The 22,287-nt window shown below is 36.2% G+C and carries 20 protein-coding genes; 9 read left to right on the top strand and 11 right to left on the bottom strand.

Annotated features, from left to right (window positions below):
• Positions 1 to 188: 188 nt before the first annotated feature.
• The 6 genes from narK to moaA all read right to left on the bottom strand — a co-directional run bounded on the left by narK (position 189) and on the right by moaA (position 5,561).
• Positions 189 to 1,358, bottom strand: a complete 1,170-nt coding sequence (gene narK / locus MKY90_RS10655) for a nitrate transporter NarK (protein ID WP_016126838.1) — start codon at positions 1,356 to 1,358, stop codon at positions 189 to 191.
• Positions 1,359 to 1,438: 80 nt separating this feature from the next.
• Complete coding sequence (moaD, locus tag MKY90_RS10650) at positions 1,439 to 1,672, bottom strand: molybdopterin converting factor subunit 1 (RefSeq protein WP_016126837.1); 234 nt, start codon at positions 1,670 to 1,672, stop codon at positions 1,439 to 1,441.
• Positions 1,669 to 2,139 (bottom strand): molybdenum cofactor biosynthesis protein MoaE, encoded by a 471-nt coding sequence (locus MKY90_RS10645; RefSeq protein WP_012260808.1) that lies wholly within the window; start codon positions 2,137 to 2,139, stop codon positions 1,669 to 1,671. The genes moaD and MKY90_RS10645 overlap by 4 nt, the downstream gene beginning before the upstream one ends.
• A 44-nt stretch (positions 2,140 to 2,183) precedes the next feature.
• Positions 2,184 to 3,473, bottom strand: a complete 1,290-nt coding sequence (locus tag MKY90_RS10640; RefSeq protein WP_016126835.1) for a molybdopterin molybdotransferase MoeA — start codon at positions 3,471 to 3,473, stop codon at positions 2,184 to 2,186.
• 43 nt (positions 3,474 to 3,516) lie between these two features.
• On the bottom strand, positions 3,517 to 4,530 hold the full coding sequence (locus tag MKY90_RS10635) for a molybdopterin-synthase adenylyltransferase MoeB (protein WP_002031598.1): 1,014 nt from the start codon (positions 4,528 to 4,530) through the stop codon (positions 3,517 to 3,519).
• A gap of 17 nt (positions 4,531 to 4,547) precedes the next feature.
• Positions 4,548 to 5,561, bottom strand: a complete 1,014-nt coding sequence (moaA, locus tag MKY90_RS10630) for a GTP 3',8-cyclase MoaA (RefSeq protein ID WP_016126834.1) — start codon at positions 5,559 to 5,561, stop codon at positions 4,548 to 4,550.
• Positions 5,562 to 5,938: 377 nt separating this feature from the next.
• Here moaA and MKY90_RS10625 point away from each other — a divergent pair, with 377 nt between their 5' ends.
• The gene (locus tag MKY90_RS10625) at positions 5,939 to 6,631 is read left to right on the top strand and encodes a Crp/Fnr family transcriptional regulator (protein WP_002189419.1); all 693 of its coding nucleotides are present in this window, start codon (positions 5,939 to 5,941) and stop codon (positions 6,629 to 6,631) included.
• 118 nt (positions 6,632 to 6,749) lie between these two features.
• Here MKY90_RS10625 and narI read toward each other — a convergent pair whose 3' ends face one another.
• Genes narI through MKY90_RS10605 form a run of 4 tightly spaced genes read right to left on the bottom strand, consistent with a single transcriptional unit; the run spans position 6,750 to position 13,156 of the window.
• The gene (gene narI, locus MKY90_RS10620; protein ID WP_002031592.1) at positions 6,750 to 7,439 is read right to left on the bottom strand and encodes a respiratory nitrate reductase subunit gamma; all 690 of its coding nucleotides are present in this window, start codon (positions 7,437 to 7,439) and stop codon (positions 6,750 to 6,752) included.
• Between the two features lie 17 nt (positions 7,440 to 7,456).
• Positions 7,457 to 7,987: a nitrate reductase molybdenum cofactor assembly chaperone gene (gene narJ / locus MKY90_RS10615; RefSeq protein WP_016126833.1), complete on the bottom strand. Its 531-nt coding sequence runs from the start codon at positions 7,985 to 7,987 to the stop codon at positions 7,457 to 7,459.
• A 20-nt stretch (positions 7,988 to 8,007) separates the two neighbouring features.
• Positions 8,008 to 9,483 carry a nitrate reductase subunit beta gene (gene narH, locus MKY90_RS10610; protein WP_061675506.1) on the bottom strand — a complete coding sequence of 492 codons (1,476 nt, stop codon included), beginning with the start codon at positions 9,481 to 9,483 and terminating at the stop codon, positions 8,008 to 8,010.
• The gene (locus tag MKY90_RS10605) at positions 9,473 to 13,156 is read right to left on the bottom strand and encodes a nitrate reductase subunit alpha (RefSeq protein ID WP_341091292.1); all 3,684 of its coding nucleotides are present in this window, start codon (positions 13,154 to 13,156) and stop codon (positions 9,473 to 9,475) included. The genes narH and MKY90_RS10605 overlap by 11 nt, the downstream gene beginning before the upstream one ends.
• A gap of 476 nt (positions 13,157 to 13,632) precedes the next feature.
• On the opposite strand from MKY90_RS10605, the gene MKY90_RS10600 reads away from it, so the two are divergent.
• From MKY90_RS10600 to MKY90_RS10580, 5 genes are all read left to right on the top strand, one after another.
• Positions 13,633 to 14,133, top strand: a complete 501-nt coding sequence (locus MKY90_RS10600; protein WP_002031586.1) for a hypothetical protein — start codon at positions 13,633 to 13,635, stop codon at positions 14,131 to 14,133.
• Positions 14,134 to 14,250: 117 nt separating this feature from the next.
• Positions 14,251 to 14,592 (top strand): hypothetical protein, encoded by a 342-nt coding sequence (locus MKY90_RS10595; RefSeq protein ID WP_002031584.1) that lies wholly within the window; start codon positions 14,251 to 14,253, stop codon positions 14,590 to 14,592.
• Between the two features lie 404 nt (positions 14,593 to 14,996).
• Positions 14,997 to 15,959 (top strand): AAA family ATPase, encoded by a 963-nt coding sequence (locus MKY90_RS10590; protein ID WP_341091289.1) that lies wholly within the window; start codon positions 14,997 to 14,999, stop codon positions 15,957 to 15,959.
• Positions 15,959 to 17,173, top strand: a complete 1,215-nt coding sequence (locus MKY90_RS10585) for a DUF58 domain-containing protein (RefSeq protein ID WP_341093235.1) — start codon at positions 15,959 to 15,961, stop codon at positions 17,171 to 17,173. Before MKY90_RS10590 ends, MKY90_RS10585 begins: the two co-directional genes overlap by 1 nt.
• Positions 17,170 to 19,398: a transglutaminase TgpA family protein gene (locus MKY90_RS10580; protein ID WP_341091287.1), complete on the top strand. Its 2,229-nt coding sequence runs from the start codon at positions 17,170 to 17,172 to the stop codon at positions 19,396 to 19,398. Before MKY90_RS10585 ends, MKY90_RS10580 begins: the two co-directional genes overlap by 4 nt.
• Positions 19,399 to 19,481: 83 nt before the next feature.
• Here MKY90_RS10580 and bsaA read toward each other — a convergent pair whose 3' ends face one another.
• Positions 19,482 to 19,964: a glutathione peroxidase gene (gene bsaA / locus MKY90_RS10575; protein WP_016102133.1), complete on the bottom strand. Its 483-nt coding sequence runs from the start codon at positions 19,962 to 19,964 to the stop codon at positions 19,482 to 19,484.
• 225 nt (positions 19,965 to 20,189) lie between these two features.
• Here bsaA and MKY90_RS10570 point away from each other — a divergent pair, with 225 nt between their 5' ends.
• The 3 genes from MKY90_RS10570 (at position 20,190) to MKY90_RS10560 (ending at position 21,981) form a co-directional block, all read left to right on the top strand.
• Positions 20,190 to 20,399: a DUF3925 family protein gene (locus MKY90_RS10570; protein ID WP_002127081.1), complete on the top strand. Its 210-nt coding sequence runs from the start codon at positions 20,190 to 20,192 to the stop codon at positions 20,397 to 20,399.
• A 96-nt stretch (positions 20,400 to 20,495) separates the two neighbouring features.
• Positions 20,496 to 21,461 (top strand): MBL fold metallo-hydrolase, encoded by a 966-nt coding sequence (locus tag MKY90_RS10565; RefSeq protein WP_215598813.1) that lies wholly within the window; start codon positions 20,496 to 20,498, stop codon positions 21,459 to 21,461.
• 85 nt (positions 21,462 to 21,546) lie between these two features.
• Positions 21,547 to 21,981 (top strand): hypothetical protein, encoded by a 435-nt coding sequence (locus tag MKY90_RS10560; RefSeq protein WP_016126826.1) that lies wholly within the window; start codon positions 21,547 to 21,549, stop codon positions 21,979 to 21,981.
• Positions 21,982 to 22,287 lie beyond the last annotated feature (306 nt).

Here is a 22,287-nt window from a genome sequence, read left to right as displayed (position 1 = left end):
TAACCCTTTAATTGAATAACATCTGATATCTATATTTTAACATAAAATTCCATAAAACTTCTGTTTTTCATTTTTAAACCACATTATTTTAGAATACAAGTGTTTGTTAAGTTAGCAATAAAAAACATATCGAAGCCTATTACTAAAAGAACCCTCCTAGATTACTTTAGGAGGGTTCTTTTTCTTTATTAATGATTCTTTAACATCACTAACAGCTTCTCTTGGCTATACATCCATACTGTAATGATTAAACAAGCAAGAGCGACTTCTGATAACGCCATAAATCCAATTGCATAATGACCTGTTAGTTGGAATAGTAACGTTAAAATTAATGGTGGGAAGAACCCTCCTAATCCACCTAAAGCTGACACAACCCCATTTACAATCCCTGCTTGCTCAGAGAAGTACATTGGAACAAGCTTAAAGATTGTACCATTTCCAATACCTGCACAGAATGCGACTAGTAAGCAACCAAACGTATACACGTTCATACTAGGCATGAATGATAAAACAATACCAGATAGTGTTAAGCCGATAAATACGAAGATTAATATTTTAAATGGATTAAATTTATCACCGAGCCAACCACCAATCGGGCGCATCATTGTTGCTAATACGATGAATCCAGCTGTCCGCATGCCTGCATCTACTTTCTCTAATCCGAAGTGAGACACTAAAAAGTTTGGTAAATATACTGTAAATGCAACAAATGATCCAAATGTTAAAAAGTAAAAGATACATAGAAACCAAAGTTTTTCATTTTTATATACACCTTTTATTTGTTCCATTAATGGTGTATTCACCTTTTTTTCCTTACGATCGCCTAATAAAAAGTTCATAAGTGCAAATGCTGCAAGTAAAACTAAATAACACTGTACTGTTGTTCTCCAGCCAACTGATGTCGCAATTACAGGTGCTAAAAATGAAGTAATTGCTGTTCCAGCGTTACCCACACCGTAAATACCATTTACAAAACCGTGACTCTCTTTCGGGAAGTATTTCGGTAGAGAAGTTACTCCTACAGAGAATACAGCACCACCAATCCCTACAAATAATCCACCAATAATTAAATCCATCATAGAATTGGCAATACTAATGTAAAAGACAGGGAATAATAAAAGTATAAAACTAATAAAGAACAATTTTCTTGCTCCGTAACGATTTGTCCAATAACCAATTGGAATGCGAAGAATAGAACCTAAAATAACCGGTACTGCTGTGACCATAGAAATTTGTCCCGCAGTTAATGGAATATCCGCTTTAATATATGGCATTAATGATGATAAGATAACCCATACCATAAAACCGATAACTAGATTAGAAGTTTGTAAACTTAATTGAAAATTAGGACTTTTCATCCTGTTCCCTCCTATGTATGCATAGTTATATTCATTCTCTCCAGCCTAATCACGTCCTAACATGATTAGGCTGAAAAGAATCAACCACCACTTACTGGCGGAATCATTGCTACTACATCGCCAGTTTGAATGATGTCACCTTCATTTGCATACTCTTCATTTATGGCGACCATAACCTCGTTTGAAATTGCTACGTTATATTCCTTAACCAGAAATTCCTTTAGTTCAGTAACCGTAATATTTTCACAATCTATGTGCAAGGCAGGTTTGCTTGCTTCTTCTTGCAAATGTGCAAATAATAGCACTTCAATCATGTTCTCATCTCCTTTTCAGGCTCGCCATTTACATATGCTACTTTCTCTGACTGATCACCTATCCATAACTCACCATCTTCCCAAAACTCTTTCTTCCAAATCGGAACAATTTGTTTTATACGCTCCATAATATATTCGTTCGCCTCATAGGCTGCTTTCCGGTGTGGTGTTGAAACGGCGACAACAACAGCAAAATCAGAAATTTCCAATGTACCAATGCGATGTGTAATTGCTACATATGTCCCAGGCCACTTCTCTTCTACTTCATTACCAATTTTCTCAAGCTGTTTTTCCGCCATTGTTTTATATGCTACATACTCTAAATATAGCGTACGACGTCCTTTCGTAAATTCTCTGACGGTACCAATGAAAGTAGTAACCGCACCACACTCACACCGAATTACTTTGTTTGTAACTTCTTCAATTGAAATAGGTGTATCAATTACTTCATAATACGTATGTGTCATTTTGCACCTCTTACCTTTGTATAAGTTAGCAATCTATTTTTCTATTACTTATATGATCGAAGTGGTTCTTTCCACGGCCACTCACTTCCTATGTTCGATTCCAATAATAATACCGAAACAATTATTCCTGCTTCAAATCCTCTCGTTCCTCCCGGCAGGACGATAAATGCATTCGCCTCTGCAAGTGAAGAAATTGCACTAGATTTATCTAAACCAACTGGTGTAGCTTGCAATTTTCCATCTACACTTTCCACTTTCCCTCGTACAAAACGAGTAAATGGGTTTGCTTTCGGAAAATCTTTCTGTAAAATAGCTTCTGCACGATATGCGTGCGGATCTTTCCTATGCAAATACGTTCCAATGACTGGCCGAACATATAATTCACATCCGACATAACAAGCTGAAGGATTACCAGATAGACCGAATAATAGTTTTCCTTCTAGCTCAGCTACAGTAGTCACGCTTCCTGGTCGCATCGCTATTTTATTGAAAAGTACATTAGCTTGTAATCTCTCATAAATAGCAGGTAAATAATCGTAGTCTCCTACTGAAACGCCACCAGTTGTAATTAAAATATCGACTTCTTTCATCGCTTTTTTTACAGTGTTATAACACGTCTCTAAATCATCAACGAACTGTCCATAATACCGTACAATTCCGCCCGCTCGCTCAATTTGAGCAGCAATCATATAGGAATTACTATTTCGAATCTTCCCCGGTTTAAGCTGTTCATGTACTTCTAAAAGTTCACTTCCTGTCGCTACAATTCCAATAACCGGCTGTTTTACAACATGTACGGAACTATAACCAAACGTAGCAAGAAGCGCCGCTACTCCAGGGTTAATAGAAGTCCCTTTTTTCACAAGTATGGCATTCTGTTTTACATCTTCTCCTTTAAAAGAAATGTTATCACCAGCAGCGAAAGAGCGTTTTAATTTCATATAAGTCTTTTCTTTTTCTTCAAATCCTTCCGTTAGCTCTAACATAACAACCGCATTACATCCTGCTGGAATTGCAGCTCCTGTCATAATACGTACAGCTTGAAATGCTTTCGCCTCTTCTCTAAAAACAGAACCTGCCCCGATCTCACCAATCACTTCAAACTGAATCGGGTTACTGCTATTTGCTTCTTTTGTATCTTCCGCGCGAATCGCAAACCCGTCGTACGGAGAGCGATCGAAATGCGGGACATCATGATCTACAATAACATCTTCTCCAAGCATTCTACCGTAGCTGTCTATAAGAGAAACCTTTTCTATTTCACCTTGATGAGCATACTCCATTATGCGTGCAACTGCTTCTGCTACTGGAATTGGTTTACGTTTTTCTAGCATTCTTTTTTCACCTCGTTTTGATAAGGATAAACTCTCTTTCTGTTCATCCTATATATTTTGCGTATAATCGTTTTGCCATTTTCACATCATTTGTCCCATGAATAAATGCCCTACCGTCTGTAAATAAAACAAAACGATATTCATCTACTAGAAACGATAGTAAATATGGAGTTTTTTTGACACTCACGCTTTTTTGTAAGCGATTTCGAACTTCTTCTAAATTAAGAACTCGCTTTATCCCTGGACGGATTTGAACTGTATTCCGCCCGCATAGCACTTCAGTTTTCATCTGTGATCCAAATGTTAAATTTGGGTAAGTGCGTACATTCCCACAAGATGGACATGTACTTTTCTTCTGCCTATTTACTTTTAATGAGAGATATTGATTGTTCCAAATATCAAATGATAACATCGTTCCCCTTAGCGCCTGAAAATCATTCACCAATATTTTCATCGCTTCTGTCACTTGGTGAGCAACGACCATTTGTACAGCCGGCTGAATGATTCCTGCTGTATCACATGTTGCACCGCCCATAGGATGATCCATTAGGCAGCGAAAGCATGGTGTTTCCCCCGGAAGAATTGTATACGTTACACCGTAACTTCCAATGCATCCACCGTATATCCAAGGTATATTTTCTTTTTGCGAAATGTCATTTATAAGTAGGCGCGTATCGAAATTGTCAGTCGCATCTAATATAAGATCCACTTCTTTTGTTAACTCTTCTATTTCTTGCATTGTGACATCCGTTACAATTGGTACAATTTCTACTTCAGAATTAATCTTTCTTAAATGTTCTGCCGCTGCAATTGCTTTTGGTTTACACTGCTGTGCATCTTCTTCTGTATATAACTGTTGCCGCTGTAAATTACTCCATTCGACGTAGTCACGGTCAGCAATTGTCAATTTCCCAATCCCCATCCTAACGAGCGCTTCCGCATTTGCAGCTCCTAGTGCACCCGCACCGATTAGGAGCACATGTTTTTTTCTTATTTTTCTTTGTCCCATTTCACCAATTCCAGAAAACAATACTTGCCTTGAATATCGCTCTTGCATAGGGAATCCTCCTTTCGCTATCCACCAATATAAGACATTTCAACTTTTGGACGTTTATTTGTACTTTCATCCGTTCTTTCATCCGAATACCGATCTGTTCTGCACTCCCATGTATGTTGGAGAATTTTTAATAATGAAGCATCAGAAATATTTTCTCGAAGAAGCGTTCGCAAATCAGTTCCTTTCGTTCCAAATAAGCACGTAAAAAACTTACCGTCTGCCGAAATACGAGCTCTCGTACAAGAGGAACAAAAAGATTCAGAAACAGAAGTAATAAATCCAACTTCTGCATCGCTCCCTACATATCGATACAATTTCGCAACTTCTCCAAAGTAACGAGGTTTAACAGGCTCAATCGGATATACACGATTAATTTTCTCTATTAATTGTTCCTTCGTAATAACTTGTTCAAAGTTCCATCCGTTCGTACTGCCCACATCCATAAATTCGATAAAACGAAGCTGAATTTCTTGTTCTTTAAAATAACGAGCCATTAGAAGAATTTGACTATCATTCATCCCTTTTTTTACGACCATATTTACTTTTACTTCTAATCCAGCTGCTTTTGCTGCTTCAATTCCTTTCAATACAGGTTTTGTACTTACATTTCGTCCATTAATTTTTCGGAAGACATGATCTTCTATCGCATCTAAACTAATGTTTACACGTTTTAATCCCGCTTCTTTTAATGACCTTGCCTGTTTTGCTAAATGAATACCGTTTGTTGTGAGTCCAATATCCTTTAAGCCTTCTAGCTTTGTAAGCCTTGCAATTAACTTCGGTAAATCTTTACGCAATAAAGGTTCACCGCCAGTAAGTCTAATTTTATTAACACCCATACTTATAAATAATCTCGCTAACCTTTCTATTTCATCGAACGTTAATAAAAACTCTTCCTGTAAAAAAGCATAATCAGGTCCGAACACTTCAGCTGGCATACAGTACGTGCACCTAAAATTACAACGGTCAATAACTGAAATACGTAAATCTTGAAGTGGCCGCTCTAAAGAATCTTTCATCTTCTCGTGCATCTATATCCCTTCTTTTCTACTGCAATCATTAGTAAGCTTTCAATTTTTTTTATTTGCCTTCATTATAAAAAAGAAGCTACATATTCAATGTGACTTTTCTCACATTACTTTCCCCATTCAAAAATTCTTCACAAATCCGTTCGAATTTTGTTCACATCTCTAGTCCCATTCTCTTTACATACTAAAATTTCTTAAACTAAAAAACTTATATTCGTATAATATAAACCCTTACTATAAGTAGCTTTTTAGACATTTAAGGTCGCTTTTCCTTACGGTCATTGAAATTTTACTTTATTTTCAAAAATATCTCTTGCAATTTCATCATGATTACATCCAAAATAAGAAATATACTGCTTATAAGAAGAAAGGTGATTGCTGTGGCAAACAGTACGGCATTATCCAAAGATTTAAAGGAGTTACTTTCATCTGTTGAATATAAAATGCAAATTAATAAGGGGAGTTTTATTTTTCAAGAAGGTATGGAAGCAACAGAAATTTATATCATTCACTCTGGAAAAGTGCAAATCAGTAAACTTAGTGCTGACGGACAAGAATTAACACTTCGCATTTGTTCACAAAATGATATTATTGGGGAATTAACATTGTTCACGGAAGATGCAAGGTATTTATTAAATTCAAAATGCCTTGAAGATGTTGAAGTAGGCGTTATAAAGCGTGAAGCCTTAGAAAAAGCATTACTCCAAAAACCCGCTCTTGTATTTGAATTTATGAAATGGATTAGTGAACATTTAAGAAGAATGCAAACGAAGTTCCGAGATCTAGTATTACACGGCAAAAAAGGTGCCCTATATTCTACTCTCATTCGAATGACAAATAGTTATGGTGTGTTAAAAGAAAATGGGATTCTCATCGATTTACCATTAACGAATCAAGAACTTGCAAACTTCTGTGCAACTTCGCGTGAAAGCGTAAATCGAATGTTAAATGATTTGAAAAAAAAAGGTACGATTTCTATTCATAAAGGAAAGATTACAATCCATGATTTACAATTTTTAAAATGTGAAATTGCTTGTGAAGATTGCTCTGCCTCTGTTTGTAGCATAGAGTAGCATCTTATTTAGATGCTACTCTTTTTCTCTTGCATACAGTTATTTCCTAAAAAAGACGAGGCCTTCCATTAGACCTCGTTTCATGTTAGTTGCTAACTTCTATTCGTTTACTGTGGCATTATTTTTTCAATTCATTAGGAATACGTCTTCTGTAAATCACATAACTACGGCTTAAGTATTTAATTGGGGCACTAAATACATGGACAAGTCTAGTAAATGGCCATACTGCGAATAGACCCATACCTGCAATTATATGAATTTTAAACCATACTGGTACTTCCATCATATATTCAACTTTCGGTTGGAAAATAAAGAGACTTCGGAACCACGGACCGATTGTTGTACGATAATCAAACCCTTTTGAGTCGATATTTAAAAAGGTTGAAGAAAGTCCCGCTAGCATTACGATTAGTAATAAAATAAGCGCAATATAATCTCCCCTTGTACTCGTTGCAATGATGCGTTTTACTGTTACACGGCGGTACGTTAATATAATTAAACCGATGATAGAAGCAACACCTGCCGGAAGCCCGAAACTAATTGCCATTATATGATACATATGCTCAGAAATACCTATTGAACGGTATACAGACTCTGGAATTAAAATCCCCATAACATGACCACCAATGACGAACATGATCCCAAAGTGGAATAATAGACTTCCGATTCGGAGCATTTTCTTTTCTAATAGTTCACTAGATTTTGACGTCCATCCAAATTGATCATAGTTGTATCTGAAAATATGTCCACCGATAAAGATTGCAAAAATGATATAGGGAAACAATACCCATAGAAATTGATCCATCATTTTGACAACTCTCCTTTCTAATTTGCCTGTATACCCCATGTATTGATAGCGAGTAGAACAGCGGCGAGAATTGGTTCATACATACAGTTTGCTTCTTTTAATTGCCCGTGCAACGCTTGTATATTTTCCGTGTATTTACTCATAATTGGCTCGCTATCTTTTTCATTCGCGTTTGCAAGAAACTCAAGTAGAAGCGGTAAATAATCCGGTAGTTCTTTATCTGTTACGTTAAAACCAGATTTTTGATAATGCTGTTTTAACTCTAATAATTCAATTCCACGCTCTCTTTGTTCACCTGTTTTCATGTAGGTAAGATACATATTTGTCTTCTTTCCAAAGTCGAATGTATAGACGTAAGAATCAATAAGTTGATTGTCTGTTTTATTTAGCGCTTCTTTTATAAATGTTGTAAGTGATGCTCTGATTTCTTCCTGTTCAATTTCTTGAATCTCTTCCTGTAATTCTAGTAAAGCTTCCCTCCAACCTAGTTCAGGATAGGAGAGAAGAAAAGAAGAACAAGAAAAAGCTGTTTGTAAACTTTGTTTCATAGTTTTCTGCCCCCTTTTTTTTAAGAAATTGTCGTACAAGAGCCTGGCCCACCTGCGAAAGATAAACCACAACTTCCTTGTTCGCTATATAAATCTGCAACTTGTTCGCGGTGAGAGGTCGGGATAACAAAGCGATCTTTATATTTCGCAATAGCAAGAAGACGATACATATCTTCTACATCCTGTTTCGTTAAACCTAGTTCTTTTAATACAGCTTCATTTGGTTCTTTATTAATTTGCAATGCTCTCATATGTGTTCGCATGACAGCCAATTTTTTCAATGTAAGACGAATATGGGATTCATCTCCTGCAGTGAGTAAATTCGCTAAATATTGAATTGGAATACGCATATTATCAATAGCAGGGAAAATCTCTTCTGCTTGCCAGTTACTACCTTTCCCCTCCACCATGTTCATAATTGGGCTAAGCGGCGGGATATACCAAACCATTGGCATTGTACGATACTCTGGATGAAGAGGTAGAGCGATTTTCCAATCGATAATCATTTTATAGATTGGCGACTGTTGTGCCGCTTTAATCCATTCTTCAGGAATCCCTTGTTTTTTCGCTTCAGCTGCTACTTCTGGATCATTTGGATCTAGGAAAACAGTAAGCTGAGATTCATATAAATCTTTTTCATTTTCAACAGAAGCCGCTTCTTTTACTTTGTCAGCGTCATATAGCATTACCCCAATATATCGAATACGTCCTACACATGTTTCAGAACAAATTGTTGGCATACCAGCTTCAATACGAGGGAAACACATTGTACATTTTTCAGCTTTATTTGTTTGCCAGTTAAAATATACTTTTTTATACGGACAAGACGATACACAAAATCTCCATGCACGACATGCATTTTGATCCACAAGAACAATCCCATCTTCTTCACGTTTATACATCGCACCCGATGGACAAGAAGAAACGCAAGATGGATTCATACAATGTTCGCAAATACGTGGTAAATACATCATAAAGACATTTTCAAAATCCGTTTTAATTCCTTCTTCCATTTTCTTGACGTTCGGATCTTGTAACCCTGTTATATGTCCGCCTGCTAAATCATCTTCCCAGTTTGGACCCCATTCAATTTTGTCGATAAATTCACCCGTAATTGCTGATTTCGGACGAGCAACTGGTTGATGCTTACGCTGCGGGCTATTTGTTAACGTTTCATAATCATAGTTCCAAGGTTCAAAGTAATCATCAATTGTTGGCTGATCTGGATTGTGGAAAATATTCATAAGACGCTTCATTTTCGAACCGGATTTCAGCTGAATTTCACCATTTTTCAATTCCCAGCCGCCTTTGTATTTCTCCTGATTTTCCCATTGTTTCGGATAACCAATTCCAGGTTTCGTTTCTACGTTATTGAAGTACATATATTCAGCACCTGGACGATTCGTCCAGGTGTTTTTGCATGTTACGCTACAAGTGTGGCAGCCGATGCATTTATCTAAGTTCATTACCATTCCGACTTGCGCTTTAATCTTCAAGCCAATCTACCTCCTTCAGTTTACGGATTACAACGTTTAAGTCACGCTGGTTCCCAGTCGGACCATAATAGTTAAATCCATAGCTTAATTGGCCATATCCACCAATCATATGTGTTGGTTTAACGTGAATACGAGTTGGACTATTATGTGTTCCCCCGCGGGTGCTTGTTAATTTCGTACCAGGCACGTTAATGTGACGATCTTGCGCATGGTGCATAAATGCCATCCCCCTCGGTATACGGTGCGTTACAACAGCACGTGCTACGACTACGCCGTTACGGTTAAAGCATTCAATCCAATCATTATCAGCAACACCAGCTTCATTCGCATCATCTTTATTCATCCAAACAGTTGGACCACCTCTAAACAGCGTTAACATTGGCAATGAATCGAAGTACATACTATGAATCGACCACTTATTATGCGGTGTTAAATAGTTTAGTGTAATTTCTTTCCCTTCTACTTCAGGGCGTGATTTACGGAATGGTTTATGTTGCAGTATTGGTTTAAATGTTGCCATCGTTTCGCCAAATTCTTTCATCATGTCGTGATCTAAGTAGAAAGATTGTCGACCAGTTATCGTTCTCCAAGGGATGAGACGTTCAACATTTGTTGTAAATGGTGAGTAACGGCGTCCACCTTTTTCAGAACCCGTAAAGGCCGGAGAAGTAATTACTGTTTTAGGCTGCGCTGTAATTTGTTCAAATGTGAAGCATTCTTCTTCACGTTCTTCTGCTAAGTCACGTAGTTTTAAATCGGTTTGTTTTTCAAGCGCTTCCCATGCTTTTACCGCCATATGACCGTTTGTTGTAGAAGAAAGTGTTAATACCGCCTCAGCAGCATTAATTGCTTCTTTTATGTCTGGGCACCCCTTCGCAATAGAATCCGTTCGAACAACTCCTAATCGACTCTTTAATTGCTCATATTCTTTTTCTGCCGACCAAGAAATCCCTTTCGTACCAATCGGTTGTTTTCCGGTATTTGGTCCAAGCGCTGTCATCTTGTCATAAATCGTTTTATAATCCCTTTCGACAACATGAATTTGCGGCATTGTTTTACCTGGGATCGGTTCACACTCACCTTTGCTCCAGTCTTTAATCTTACCAAGTGGTTGTGCTAATTCTTGCGGTGTATCGTGAAGAAGTGGTGTTGCAACAACTTCTTTCATTGGTTCAAGGTCGATTTTCTTCGCTAAATCTGACACAGCTTTAGAAAGAGAGGTGAAAATATCCCAGTCAGAGCGTGCTTCCCACGGTGAACCGATTGCTGGATTAAATGGATGTACAAATGGATGCATATCCGTACTGCTTAAATCATGCTTTTCATACCAAGTTGAAGCAGGTAAGACGATATCAGAATAAAGCGCCGTTCCAGCCATACGGAAATCTAAATTAATGAGTAAATCTAACTTCCCTTCAGGTGCATCTTCATGCCACTTAATTTCTTCTGGTCTTAATGAGTCACTATCGTCATTCATTAATCCGTTTGTTGTACCTAATAAATGTTTTAAGAAATATTCGTGTCCTTTACCGGAACTTGAAATTAAGTTTGCACGCCATACGAATAAGTTACGCGGAAAGTTGTTTTTATTATCTGGGTCTTCAATCGCAAATTTCAGTTCTTTTTCTTTTAGTTTTTGTGCAACGTATTTTCCGATTTCTTCTTGTGTTGTTGCACCAGCAGCAACAGCTTCTTTATATAATTCAATCCCATTCTTCTCGAATGTTGGATAAGAAGGTAACCAGCCAAGTCGTGCTGCTAATACGTTGTAATCACCGTGATGTTGATAACGAGAGTTGCCCTCAACTGGTGATGCTAAATGTCCAACAGGTGTATCTTCATAACGCCATTGATCTGTTACGAAATAGAAGAAAGATGTACCGTTTTGTAATTTCGGTGGCCCTTGCCAATCTTTCGCCATCGCGATTGTTTGCCATCCTTCTGCTGGTCGTAATTTTTCTTGACCAACATAATGTGCCCAACCGCCGCCGTTTACACCTTGTGCCCCAACGAGAAGAACAAGATTTAAAACTGCGCGATAAATCGTATCAGAGTTAAACCAATGGTTAATACCAGCTCCCATAATAATCATCGAGCGGCCATTCGTATCAACTGCATTTTGCGCGAACTCACGAGCAATTTGAATAATAAGCTCTCGCTTTACTCCGGTCATTTTCTCTTGCCATGCAGGTGTAAACGGTACATCATCATTGAAATCTTTCGGTTCTTGCCCACCAAGACCTCGGTTCACACCGTAATTTGCTAACGTTAAGTCATATACAGTTGTAACGCACACTTCGCCTTCTTCTGTCATAACTTTTTTCACTGGAATTGTACGTTCTAATATTGTATTTCCATCATCAGAGAAGTACGGAATTTGCACTGTTTCAACACTATCTTCCATTCCAAGTAAAGAAAGACGCGGATCAATCGTTTCACCTGTCTGTTCATCTTCTAAACGCAAGTTCCATTTCTTCTCGTTATCCCAACGTGATCCCATTGTGCCGTGAGGTGTTGCAAAATCATTCGTATTCTCGTTCCAAATTACAGGTTTCCATTCCCCTAACTTCGTTTCGCGTCCAATATCAGAAGCATTTAAGAAACGATCAGCAACGAATTGATCTCCTTTTTCTTTCAATGTGACAAAGAAAGGAAAATCAGTATATTGCTTCGCATACTTTGTGAAGTATTCCACTTGATTATCTACGTAAAATTCTTGTAAGATCACATGCCCCATTGCCATCGCAAGTGCACCATCTGTACCTTGTTTCACACTAATCCAATCATCTGCAAACTTTGTAGACTCGGCAAAGTCAGGACTTACAGAAACGACTTTCGTTCCTTTATATCGAACTTCGGCTAAAAAGTGTGCATCTGGCGTTCTCGTCATCGGTACGTTTGAACCCCATGTCATAATGTAACCAGAGTTATACCAGTCACTACTTTCTGGTACATCAGTTTGATCACCCCAAATTTGCGGAGAAGCTGGTGGTAAATCTGCGTACCAATCATAGAAACTAAGCATTGGTCCACCCATAAGTTGCATAAAGCGGCTACCAGCTGCATGACTTAACATCGACATTGCTGGAATTGGTGAAAAACCAACATTTCGGTCTGGACCGTATTTAATTACTGTGTATAGTAATGAAGCAGAAACGAGTTGTAATACTTCATCCCAATTCGCACGAATGAATCCCCCTTTACCACGCGCCTGCTTATACGTAAGTGCTTTTTCAGGGTTTTCCACAATGCTTTTCCAAGCGTCTAGTGGTGACTCGTTATTTTGTAGTTCCTCTTGCCACATACTCCATAGAACACCACGTACATACGGATATTTCACACGAAGCGGACTGTAAATGTACCAAGAAAAACTTGCTCCACGTGGGCATCCTCGTGGTTCAAAATCAGGCATATCAGGACCTGTAGTCGGATAGTTAAGCTCCTGCCCTTCCCAAGTTACAATTCCATCCTTCACATATATATTCCAACTACATGAACCAGTACAGTTCACGCCGTGTGTAGAACGAATTACTTTATCATGCTGCCAACGCTTTCTGTACACATTCTCCCATTCGCGATCTTCATATGTTTCTTGTGTATGATTATCGTTATAACGATCTATTGGTGAAAAATATTTTAAACGTCTCATTAGTGCTGATGGTTTCTTCTTCATACTGTTCACTCCTTTAATACGTCTCTCTTACATACCCTTACTATAAGAGAGGTTGTAAAATACAGATGTGACATTTCGCACAGTTCAAGAGATTGTCAAAAATTCCGGAACAAATATAAAAAAGTGAAAATCTAATCATTGTGGAGGGTTCACATCCTTCACTGACTGTTAAATTACTTCCTTGCTTCTAGCAAAGTTTAAGATGAAGTACAGATTATAATGAGCGTGCAAAAAATTTCTTATATAATAGCGGAAGTAATTTGGGAATAGTTAAATTTGATTTGCCTAAATCGTAAGATAAGTTTATAAATGAAAATACAATACTTTCAATCCAACATACTAAGAGTAAATATCCTGAAAATAGTTGAACAAAAAACGTCAGGAAACCCATATGATTTGCCAGCAACTTGGATTGAATGAAGAGAAGAATACACCAGAATGGTAGGATATTAAGATAATAATAAAAGGAGTAGATTATGATATTAGAACCGCTTTATGCAGAAAACATTATAGTAGCCGTCATATATAAAAATGAGTTTAGGTGGTATGTAACAGATAAAGAACTATGGTTTTTAGATTATAATAAATTAGATAATGCATATAAAAATTTAGGTATAAGCATTGAAGATAATGATGAAACGGAAGAAAGAAATGGAATAAAAGTATTAGATCATGAAAATGTAGAAGTATTTTTAGTAAGGATTAATCAATATAAAACAACTAAAGAAGAATTAAATTATTTACTACTTGAAAATATTAAAAGGAAGAATGCAGTAGAAGATCTATTAGATTATAGTCCAGTCTTATTAATTAACTTTGATAATAAAATACTATATTCAATGTTTCCAGAACCGGCATCATACGAAAACTATGTACCAAAAGATTGGATAGGTACATATGAAGATTTCACTGAACTCATACCTACATCAGAGAAATATTGGATAAATAAGTTTAATAACAATCTACTTTTACTATAAATGTAAGTAAGACAAGAGTAATGATGGTATAAGAATTTATTACCTTAATAGAGCTTATGAGATTAATAGAGAAGTAAATAGAGTCACTAAAGCCAGAAATAAAGGAGTAAAATAGTCATGAAATATCCATATAGTTTTGAAGTACTTAACAGTAGTGATTTAGTTATGAGACTTCCTCAAGAAATAAAACTTGTTGAAACTTTTTTAGGAATTGAAGTTTCAGCTTTTGGAGATTGGATTTTAGAAGAAATACATAGTGTTTTAAACGGAGAAAAAAATTATGTAGTAGTAAATGGCAACATTTGCGGTTTAGAAATCCGGAACGACACAACTACTGTGTTAGACAATTTAGCCGAAGATGGGAAAGGAGAATATTGTGAGATTGAAACAATGGAATTGGTAGAATTGATTCATATTTGGTTAAATAAACGAAAAGAATATAAAAAAGATAAAAAATAAAGGAGTGTAATAATTTAAATAGATGGCCTCTTCATGTGAAGCCGACTTTATTTTATTCATATATATTTTAATCACAAGGCGTATTAATATATGTTCCAAACTTTACGCGTAGGGTTTCCTACGCTATTTATTTTGCTCATTGAGGTCAATCTTTCCTGTCCTTCCCCTCTTCTACTTTTACCGACGATACTATTCTATATCAAAACGTATTTCACATAAAACGAGAAATCATTATTTACCATATTGCCCTTAGTTACGGAAACAATTATACTGGATGTAACCAGATAAATAATCTGAATATTCTTAGAATTAAAGATAAAAGTTTCACTACTCGCAAATAGAAAGATAAATTCTATTTTCCACTAAATAGATTAGAAAACGATAATAACATTAGGAGGATTACGATGCACCAGCTTGATTCATTACATCCCATTATAGAAAAAATAATTAACAATATTGAAAAGTTAATGGTCGGAAAACGAAAAGAAACGATCTTAGCTTTGACAGCTCTCTTAGCTGAAGGTCATGTACTATTAGAAGATGTTCCTGGCGTTGGGAAAACAATGCTAGTACGTGCTCTTTCTAAATCCATTGATGCCGATTACAAGCGTATTCAATTCACACCTGATTTACTGCCGTCAGATGTAACAGGTGTTTCTATTTATAATCCAAAAGAACTCCAATTTGAGTTCAAGCCTGGACCGATTATGGGGAATTTTGTACTTGCTGATGAAATTAATCGTACATCTCCAAAGACACAATCTGCCTTACTTGAAAGTATGGAAGAAGGCACTATCACAATAGATGGCATTACAAGATCGTTACCAAAACCTTTCTTTGTAATGGCTACACAAAATCCGGTCGAATATGAGGGAACATATCCTTTACCAGAAGCACAGCTCGATCGTTTCTTATTGAAACTAAAAATGGGATATCCTACACCAGAAGAAGAGTTTGAAATTTTAAACCGGATGGAAAAAACAAATCCACTCTCTCATTTACAAGCTATTACTACAGTAAAAGAATTACTTTATTTACAACAAAGCGTACGGGAAGTAAGCATGGACAAAGCAATCAAGCATTACATTGTAAAACTTGTTACTCAGACGCGTTCTTATAGTTCTATACAGCTAGGTGCAAGTCCACGCGGCTCAATCGCTTTAATGAAAGCTTCACAAGCTTATGCATTCATCCATGGCAGAAATTATGTTATTCCAGACGATGTTAAATTTTTAGCTCCTTACGTTTTAGCTCACAGACTCATTCTAAAAATGGAAGCAAGATTTGAAGGAATAACAGGAGAACAAGTTATCGCCAAAATCGTTGCACGAACTACCGTGCCGACTCAAAGGACGAAAAACCTTTGATGAAACGACTACTACGAGCACTATATCACGTTACGAAGTTATTGCTAATCCCTTTATGCCTAGTCTTAACATTTGTGTACGCTATGCTTCAAGGAGGATTTGTAAGTTGGTTTTTGTTTTACAGTACGATTCCTATTGGTCTTTATTCACTACTACTTCCCTTCTACGCTTTACGAGACGCTGAAGTACAACGAATAACAAACCAAAATGAATATGCAGCAGGAGAACAATTTTTAAGTACCATTACAATAAAAAGAAGATTTCCTTTTCCCTTACTTTATTTAATTATAGAAGATGAACTGCCATCACAATTTACAAATTGTAGACAAACGAAGGTGAATAAGGTAATACTCTTTCCAGGATTGAAACGAAATATTTCATTTCAATATGCAATTGACACAATCCCTAGAGGAGAGCACATTTTTTCAAGCGTACGTGTCAAAACTGGTGATCTATTCGGTATGATGGAGAAAGAAGTAACTTTTTCAGTTCTAGATACATTTTTAGTCTATCCCCAGTACGTAGATATAACGTATCGACAATTGGAAAATCATTTCGAACAAGGAGCGCTTTCAGCAAATATAAATTTAGCAAAAGACTCTACAATCTCTGTCGGTGTCAGAGACTATAAACCTGGTGACCGCTTTTCATGGATTGATTGGAAAGCAACTGCCCGAACAAACAATATTATGACGAAAGAGTTTGAACAACAGCGCAGCCATAATATCATGATATTTATGGACAGAACTGAGTCCCCTCTATTCGAATCAGTCGTAACATTTTCCGCCTCTATTGTAAGGGCTGTCTTGAAGCAAAATTCACCAGCGTCATTCGTGTCTGTCGGAAAAGAACGAACTTTTTTCCCTTTAGACAATGGTGATACGCAGTTACAACAAATCTTTTGTCATCTAGCGAAAGTACAAGCAGACAGTGTATTCCCGCTCTCCCGGAGTGTAGAAATGGAATTAAGAAAAATTTATGAGCCCGTAACGATTATACTCGTGACAAGCGATCTTTCTCCCGATATTCAAAAGGCGGCTGACTATGCCGCTATTAAAAATAGAAAATTAATGGTGTTTGTCGTTAAAGAAAAAGCAAATCAACTCTCACATCGAGAACTAAGTATTCTAGAAACTCTACAAAAACGAAAAATATTTGTAAATGTGGTTTATGGGAACCGGTATACAAACGTGTTTTTTGAGGTGAGCAAATGATAACATTACGAACAAAATACAAATGGGATATGAGCAGATTCTTCATGCATGTATGTGCATTTCTACTTTTACTAGAATGGCTAAGACCCCTTATAGGTATTACAAACGTAGGTAGATTAGATATTTTTGTAATATTTATAGGAATTTGCTTCACTCTCTCTTTTTTTCAAACAAGGTGGCAGATTCCAATAAAGATCGTCACGATCTTATTCATCATTCATTTCCTGTATTATAAAAATGCTTTTATAAATCCATCTTGGCTAACGAAATTTTTTGCTGATATTTCTCGAAATTCCTCTCTGTTTTTCCAGGGGAATTTGCTAGATATTTCTCCAGTTTTTCCAACATTATTATTTTTTCTATCATTTTGGTTTTTGAGTTCTTTCAGCTCTTTTTGGGTTATTCATAAAAAACGTGGGTTGTTATTTCTTGCATTGACTATTATTTATATCACAACTTTTCATAACTTACATTTATACAATGCAAACTACGCTATTATTCGTACTGTTGTCATCGGCTTTTTTATGCTTAGTCTTCTTCAAATAGAACGAATAAAAGAGATTGAACACTTACAAAATTATGCTAGAGCAATCTCAAAATTACTTAGATCTCTTACAATATTTATTGTATTGTCAGCAACCATCGCATACTTTGCTCCAAAATTTGGCCCTCAATGGCCAAACCCAATGGATTTTTTGAAATTCAACACATCTGAAGCAAGTAAAGAACAAGAAGTTTCTAAAATTGGATATGGTCTAGATGACTCACAATTAGGCGGTCCTTTTAAGCCGGATAATACAATTATTTTTACAGCACAAACGCAAAACAAACAATATTGGAGAGTCGAAACGAAAGATTTTTATACAGGAAAAGGTTGGGATGTTTCTGAAAGCCCGAAAAAGGTTTCTTTTAAAAATAAAAACGACGTCGTGAGTTGGTACGAACAAAATACAAAAACGGAGATAACTGAGGCAACAATCACCATGCAAAAAAGTTATCCTCACCTTACCTATCCAGCAGGATTAGTATCAGTTGAGGCTTCTTCTAATGTATCATACAGCGTTGACCCATTTTCAGAAAAAATCTATACGATGCACGGAGACTCTTCTACTACTTTAAATTCGTATAAAGTAACATATGAGGTTCCGGAGTTTTCCATAGAAAATTTGAAATCTGTAAAAACGAATGAAGGTCATGAAACAAGTCCTTATTTCATGACAAAGTACACACAACTTCCCGAATCATTACCGCAGCGAGTAAAAGACTTGGCTGTCAATCTTACAAATGATAAAGACAACCGATATGATAAAGTATTAGCTATTGAAAATTACTTTACAGACAATTCTTTTGTATACGAAACAATGAATGTCTTATACCCTGCCAAAAACCAAGACTATGTAGATCAATTCCTTTTCGATACAAAAAGCGGTTACTGCAATAATTTTTCGACATCTATGATTGTGTTACTTCGTTCTGCTGGGATTCCTGCTCGCTGGGTAAAAGGATTTACAGAAGGAACTCTGGAGAATACACTTGCCTCTGCAGAAGGTGAGAATGTTTATACAATCGCGAACAATAACGCACACTCTTGGGTCGAAGTATATTTCCCAGGATACGGATGGATTCCATTCGAACCAACAAAAGGATTTACCAATCCCTATAATTTTACAAATAATACTCCTGCTTCTACTTCACAAAATAACGAAGTAAATAATTCTAATAACGAGCCAATACACCAACGGAACAATGAAGCAAAGCTCAAAAGTTTAATAGAAAATACAGAAGAAGCCTCTACTAAAAAGATTACAAATTCCAAAAATGATTTTTCTTGGTGGTACGTATTCCTCTCTACGATACCGATTAGTATCATCGGATACATTCTCTTCACCACTAGAATGAAATGGATTACATTTTTTATTATTCTTTTCTATAAATATCGAAAAGATGATGCTGTTTATCAAAAAGCTTACGGTGCACTTTTAAAACAATTTGCGAGAATCGGCATACCACGGGGTGAAAGTCAAACATTCCGAGAATACGCTCTCCACATCGATACACTTTACAATTCGGCCGATATGCAACAACTTACTTTCAGTTATGAGAACGCTATGTATCAAAAGGAACAGGCCGCAGCCGCATGGAAGACATCCGTACACTTATGGGAAGTGCTTATGAAAAAAGCAGCTTCTCTGCCTAAATCAAACGACTACGATAGAGTGATTTAATCTTGATAATGTGAGTTTAAAGAAAACACCTCAAAGAACTACATTGTTCTTTGAGGCGTTTTTTAATAAAGTGAAACTCCTAATTATTCCCCAAGCACCTTCTCAATCTCAACCTCTAAATCCACCGGCTTCGTCTGCGGTGCAAAACGTCCTACTACTTTCCCGTCTTTTCCAATTAGAAACTTAGTAAAGTTCCATTTCACTGCTTTCATACCGAGTAAACCTGGCGCTTGTTCTGTCATGTATGTATAAAGTGGATGAGCCTTGTCACCTTTTACATCAATCTTTGCAAACATTGGGAAGTTCACACCGTAGTTCAATTCACAAAAACTAGTAATATCAGCTTCTGTGCCTGGTTCTTGTCCCCCAAATTGATTACAAGGGAAACCAAGTATTTCTAGTCCTTGGTCTTTATATTTATCATATACTTCCTGTAACCCTTTATATTGTGGTGTAAATCCACATTTACTAGCTACATTTACAATAAGAAGTGCTTTTCCTTCGTAATCTTTTAACGATTTTTCTTCTCCTGTTATTGTTTTAGCTGAAAAATCATAAACTGTCATTGTTCCTACCCCTCTCTTCACTATCATTCTATGTTTATACTATACTACATTCGTGAATATACAGCTCTTATTACGTACTCACATATCGGAATGATAGCGCTTTATTTTCGTTCGAAAATTCGACACAATATACTAGACTTTTATGATGGAAAGTTTTACAATTAATTTGCGAACAAAATGTGACAGTTTATATTTCCATTATAATAGAAAAGGATGGTGTTCATTATGAAAACTGCACAACATGAAACGATTTCAAATCGCGAGTTTTATTTCGTACTATATATGATGTTATTGTATGTTATTGGCTGGGTAATCGATGTAAATGGTTTATTTTTAAGCTCCTACTTTAATTTAGCAGGAGAAATTATGCTTCCGATCGTTGGCGGCATTGTTGGACTGTTCGTTATGTCTATCAATAAAGAACAAACGAAATAACTACATTACAAAAGGGCAGAAGACGAGCTTTCGTTTTCTGTCTTTTTCTATTTTTAGCGTATAATAGATACATACCGTATATAAGGAGTGGTAAGTATGAAAAAAGTAGAACAACTATCTTCTCATCTATATCTTATTGATGATTATGACTTACAACATGATGAACGCACCGGTACATACGTTTTATTAGGTGACGATATTACTTTAATTGAAACTTGTGCGGCCCCTTCTCTTCCCTATATTTTAGACGGCTTACAGCAATTACATATTAATTTAAATGATGTAAAAAACATTATCGTTACACATGTTCATTTAGATCACGCAGGCGCAGCAGGGTTAATGATGGAAAAGTGCCCAAATGCTACTCTATTTGTGCATCCGCGCGGGGCTCGTCATATGATTGATCCAACAAAACTAATTCTTGGTGCAAAAGCTGTGTACAAAGAAGATTTTGATAAACTTTTTGATCCAATTCTTCCAATTGAAGAAGAACGTGTTCATATTGTACAAAATGGTGATACATTAAAAATTGCAGAAGACCGTACACTCACATTTTATGATACACCGGGACATGCGAAGCACCATATTAGCATTCACGATTCATTAACAAACGGCATTTTTACTGGCGATACAATAGGAATTTATTATAGAGAACTCGCAGACCTTGATGTAGAACTATATCTACCATCAACGTCTCCTTCACAATTCCAGCCAGATGCGATGATTGCTTCTAAAAATCATATTCAAAGTATGAATGTAGATACTATTTATTTCGGTCATTACGGCGCATCATCCAATGTTACAGAAGTATATAACCAACTTGAACATTGGTTACCTATTTTCGTTAATACTGGAAATGAAATTTTTCAAAAACATACTGATTTCGATGAGGCTACTAAAGCTTTAAAAACTTTATTAATGGATAAAATCACTTCTCATCTTACAAAATTAAATGTCCCATCAGATCATTCCGTATATAACATTTTACATCTAGATATAGAAATTAGCGCGATGGGTATTATTGATTACTTAACGAAGCAAACAAAATCCACAATTAACTAATAGAAAACGAAGATATATACAACGCCATTATCGTATATATCTTCGCTCCTTGAATATATTTTTTAATAAAGGATGGTGGAATGGAATGCAAAAAGTGATACTATACCTCTGCTTTACATTATTTATCATCTTATTATTAGTTGTAGGTGTTAAAATTCAATTTTATTTAGATACAGACGCGCAAGTGAATTTTAACGTCTATCCAAGATTATTCTACTTTACACTCTTCCCTCTTTTGGTCGGCATTTTATTACGATTCCTACAATCAATTAATCGCGAAACGAGTAAACAAAACTGGAACTTTCAGCCGGATAAGTTTATCGCTATTACGTTGCCAACACTATTCATTGCCTTTTCTCCAGCTCTACTCTTTTCACCAGTTGGTGAATACCTACCTTATTTAACTAATATTATTCTTGTGAATACAACTTTCGTTACCATTATTAGTTTAATAGCTGGTTACTCGCTTTTAGATTGTTTTATACAAAAAGACAAGGAGAATAGTAAGGAATATAACTAAGTGATTTCTCACTTTCACTTTATTAAGCAAGTCAAGGTAATTCTGCCCCTGACTTGTATGCAAAAGAACCTAATGTTCAATTTTTAAGTGCCGTTGGTTATGGTGGGTTATTTATAAGTGCAATACTCCTTGTAAGAGTTGCTATACATGTGGTAAGGAAATTTAATTAATAACAAAACGAGTGTGAAATCGCATAGATTTTATACTCGTTTTTTATTGTTCATATATTTAATCGGTAATAGGAAATTTATGTTAAACTAAAGAAAGTCGCGCACTAAATCAAAATACATTTCAAACAAGGGAGAC

This window comes from Bacillus sp. FSL P2-0099 (assembly GCF_038007445.1).
Taxonomy (GTDB): Bacteria; Bacillota; Bacilli; order Bacillales; family Bacillaceae_G; genus Bacillus_A; species Bacillus_A mycoides.
The sequence above is the reverse complement of the archived record's forward strand: the minus strand, read 5'-3'. Positions and strand labels throughout refer to the sequence as shown.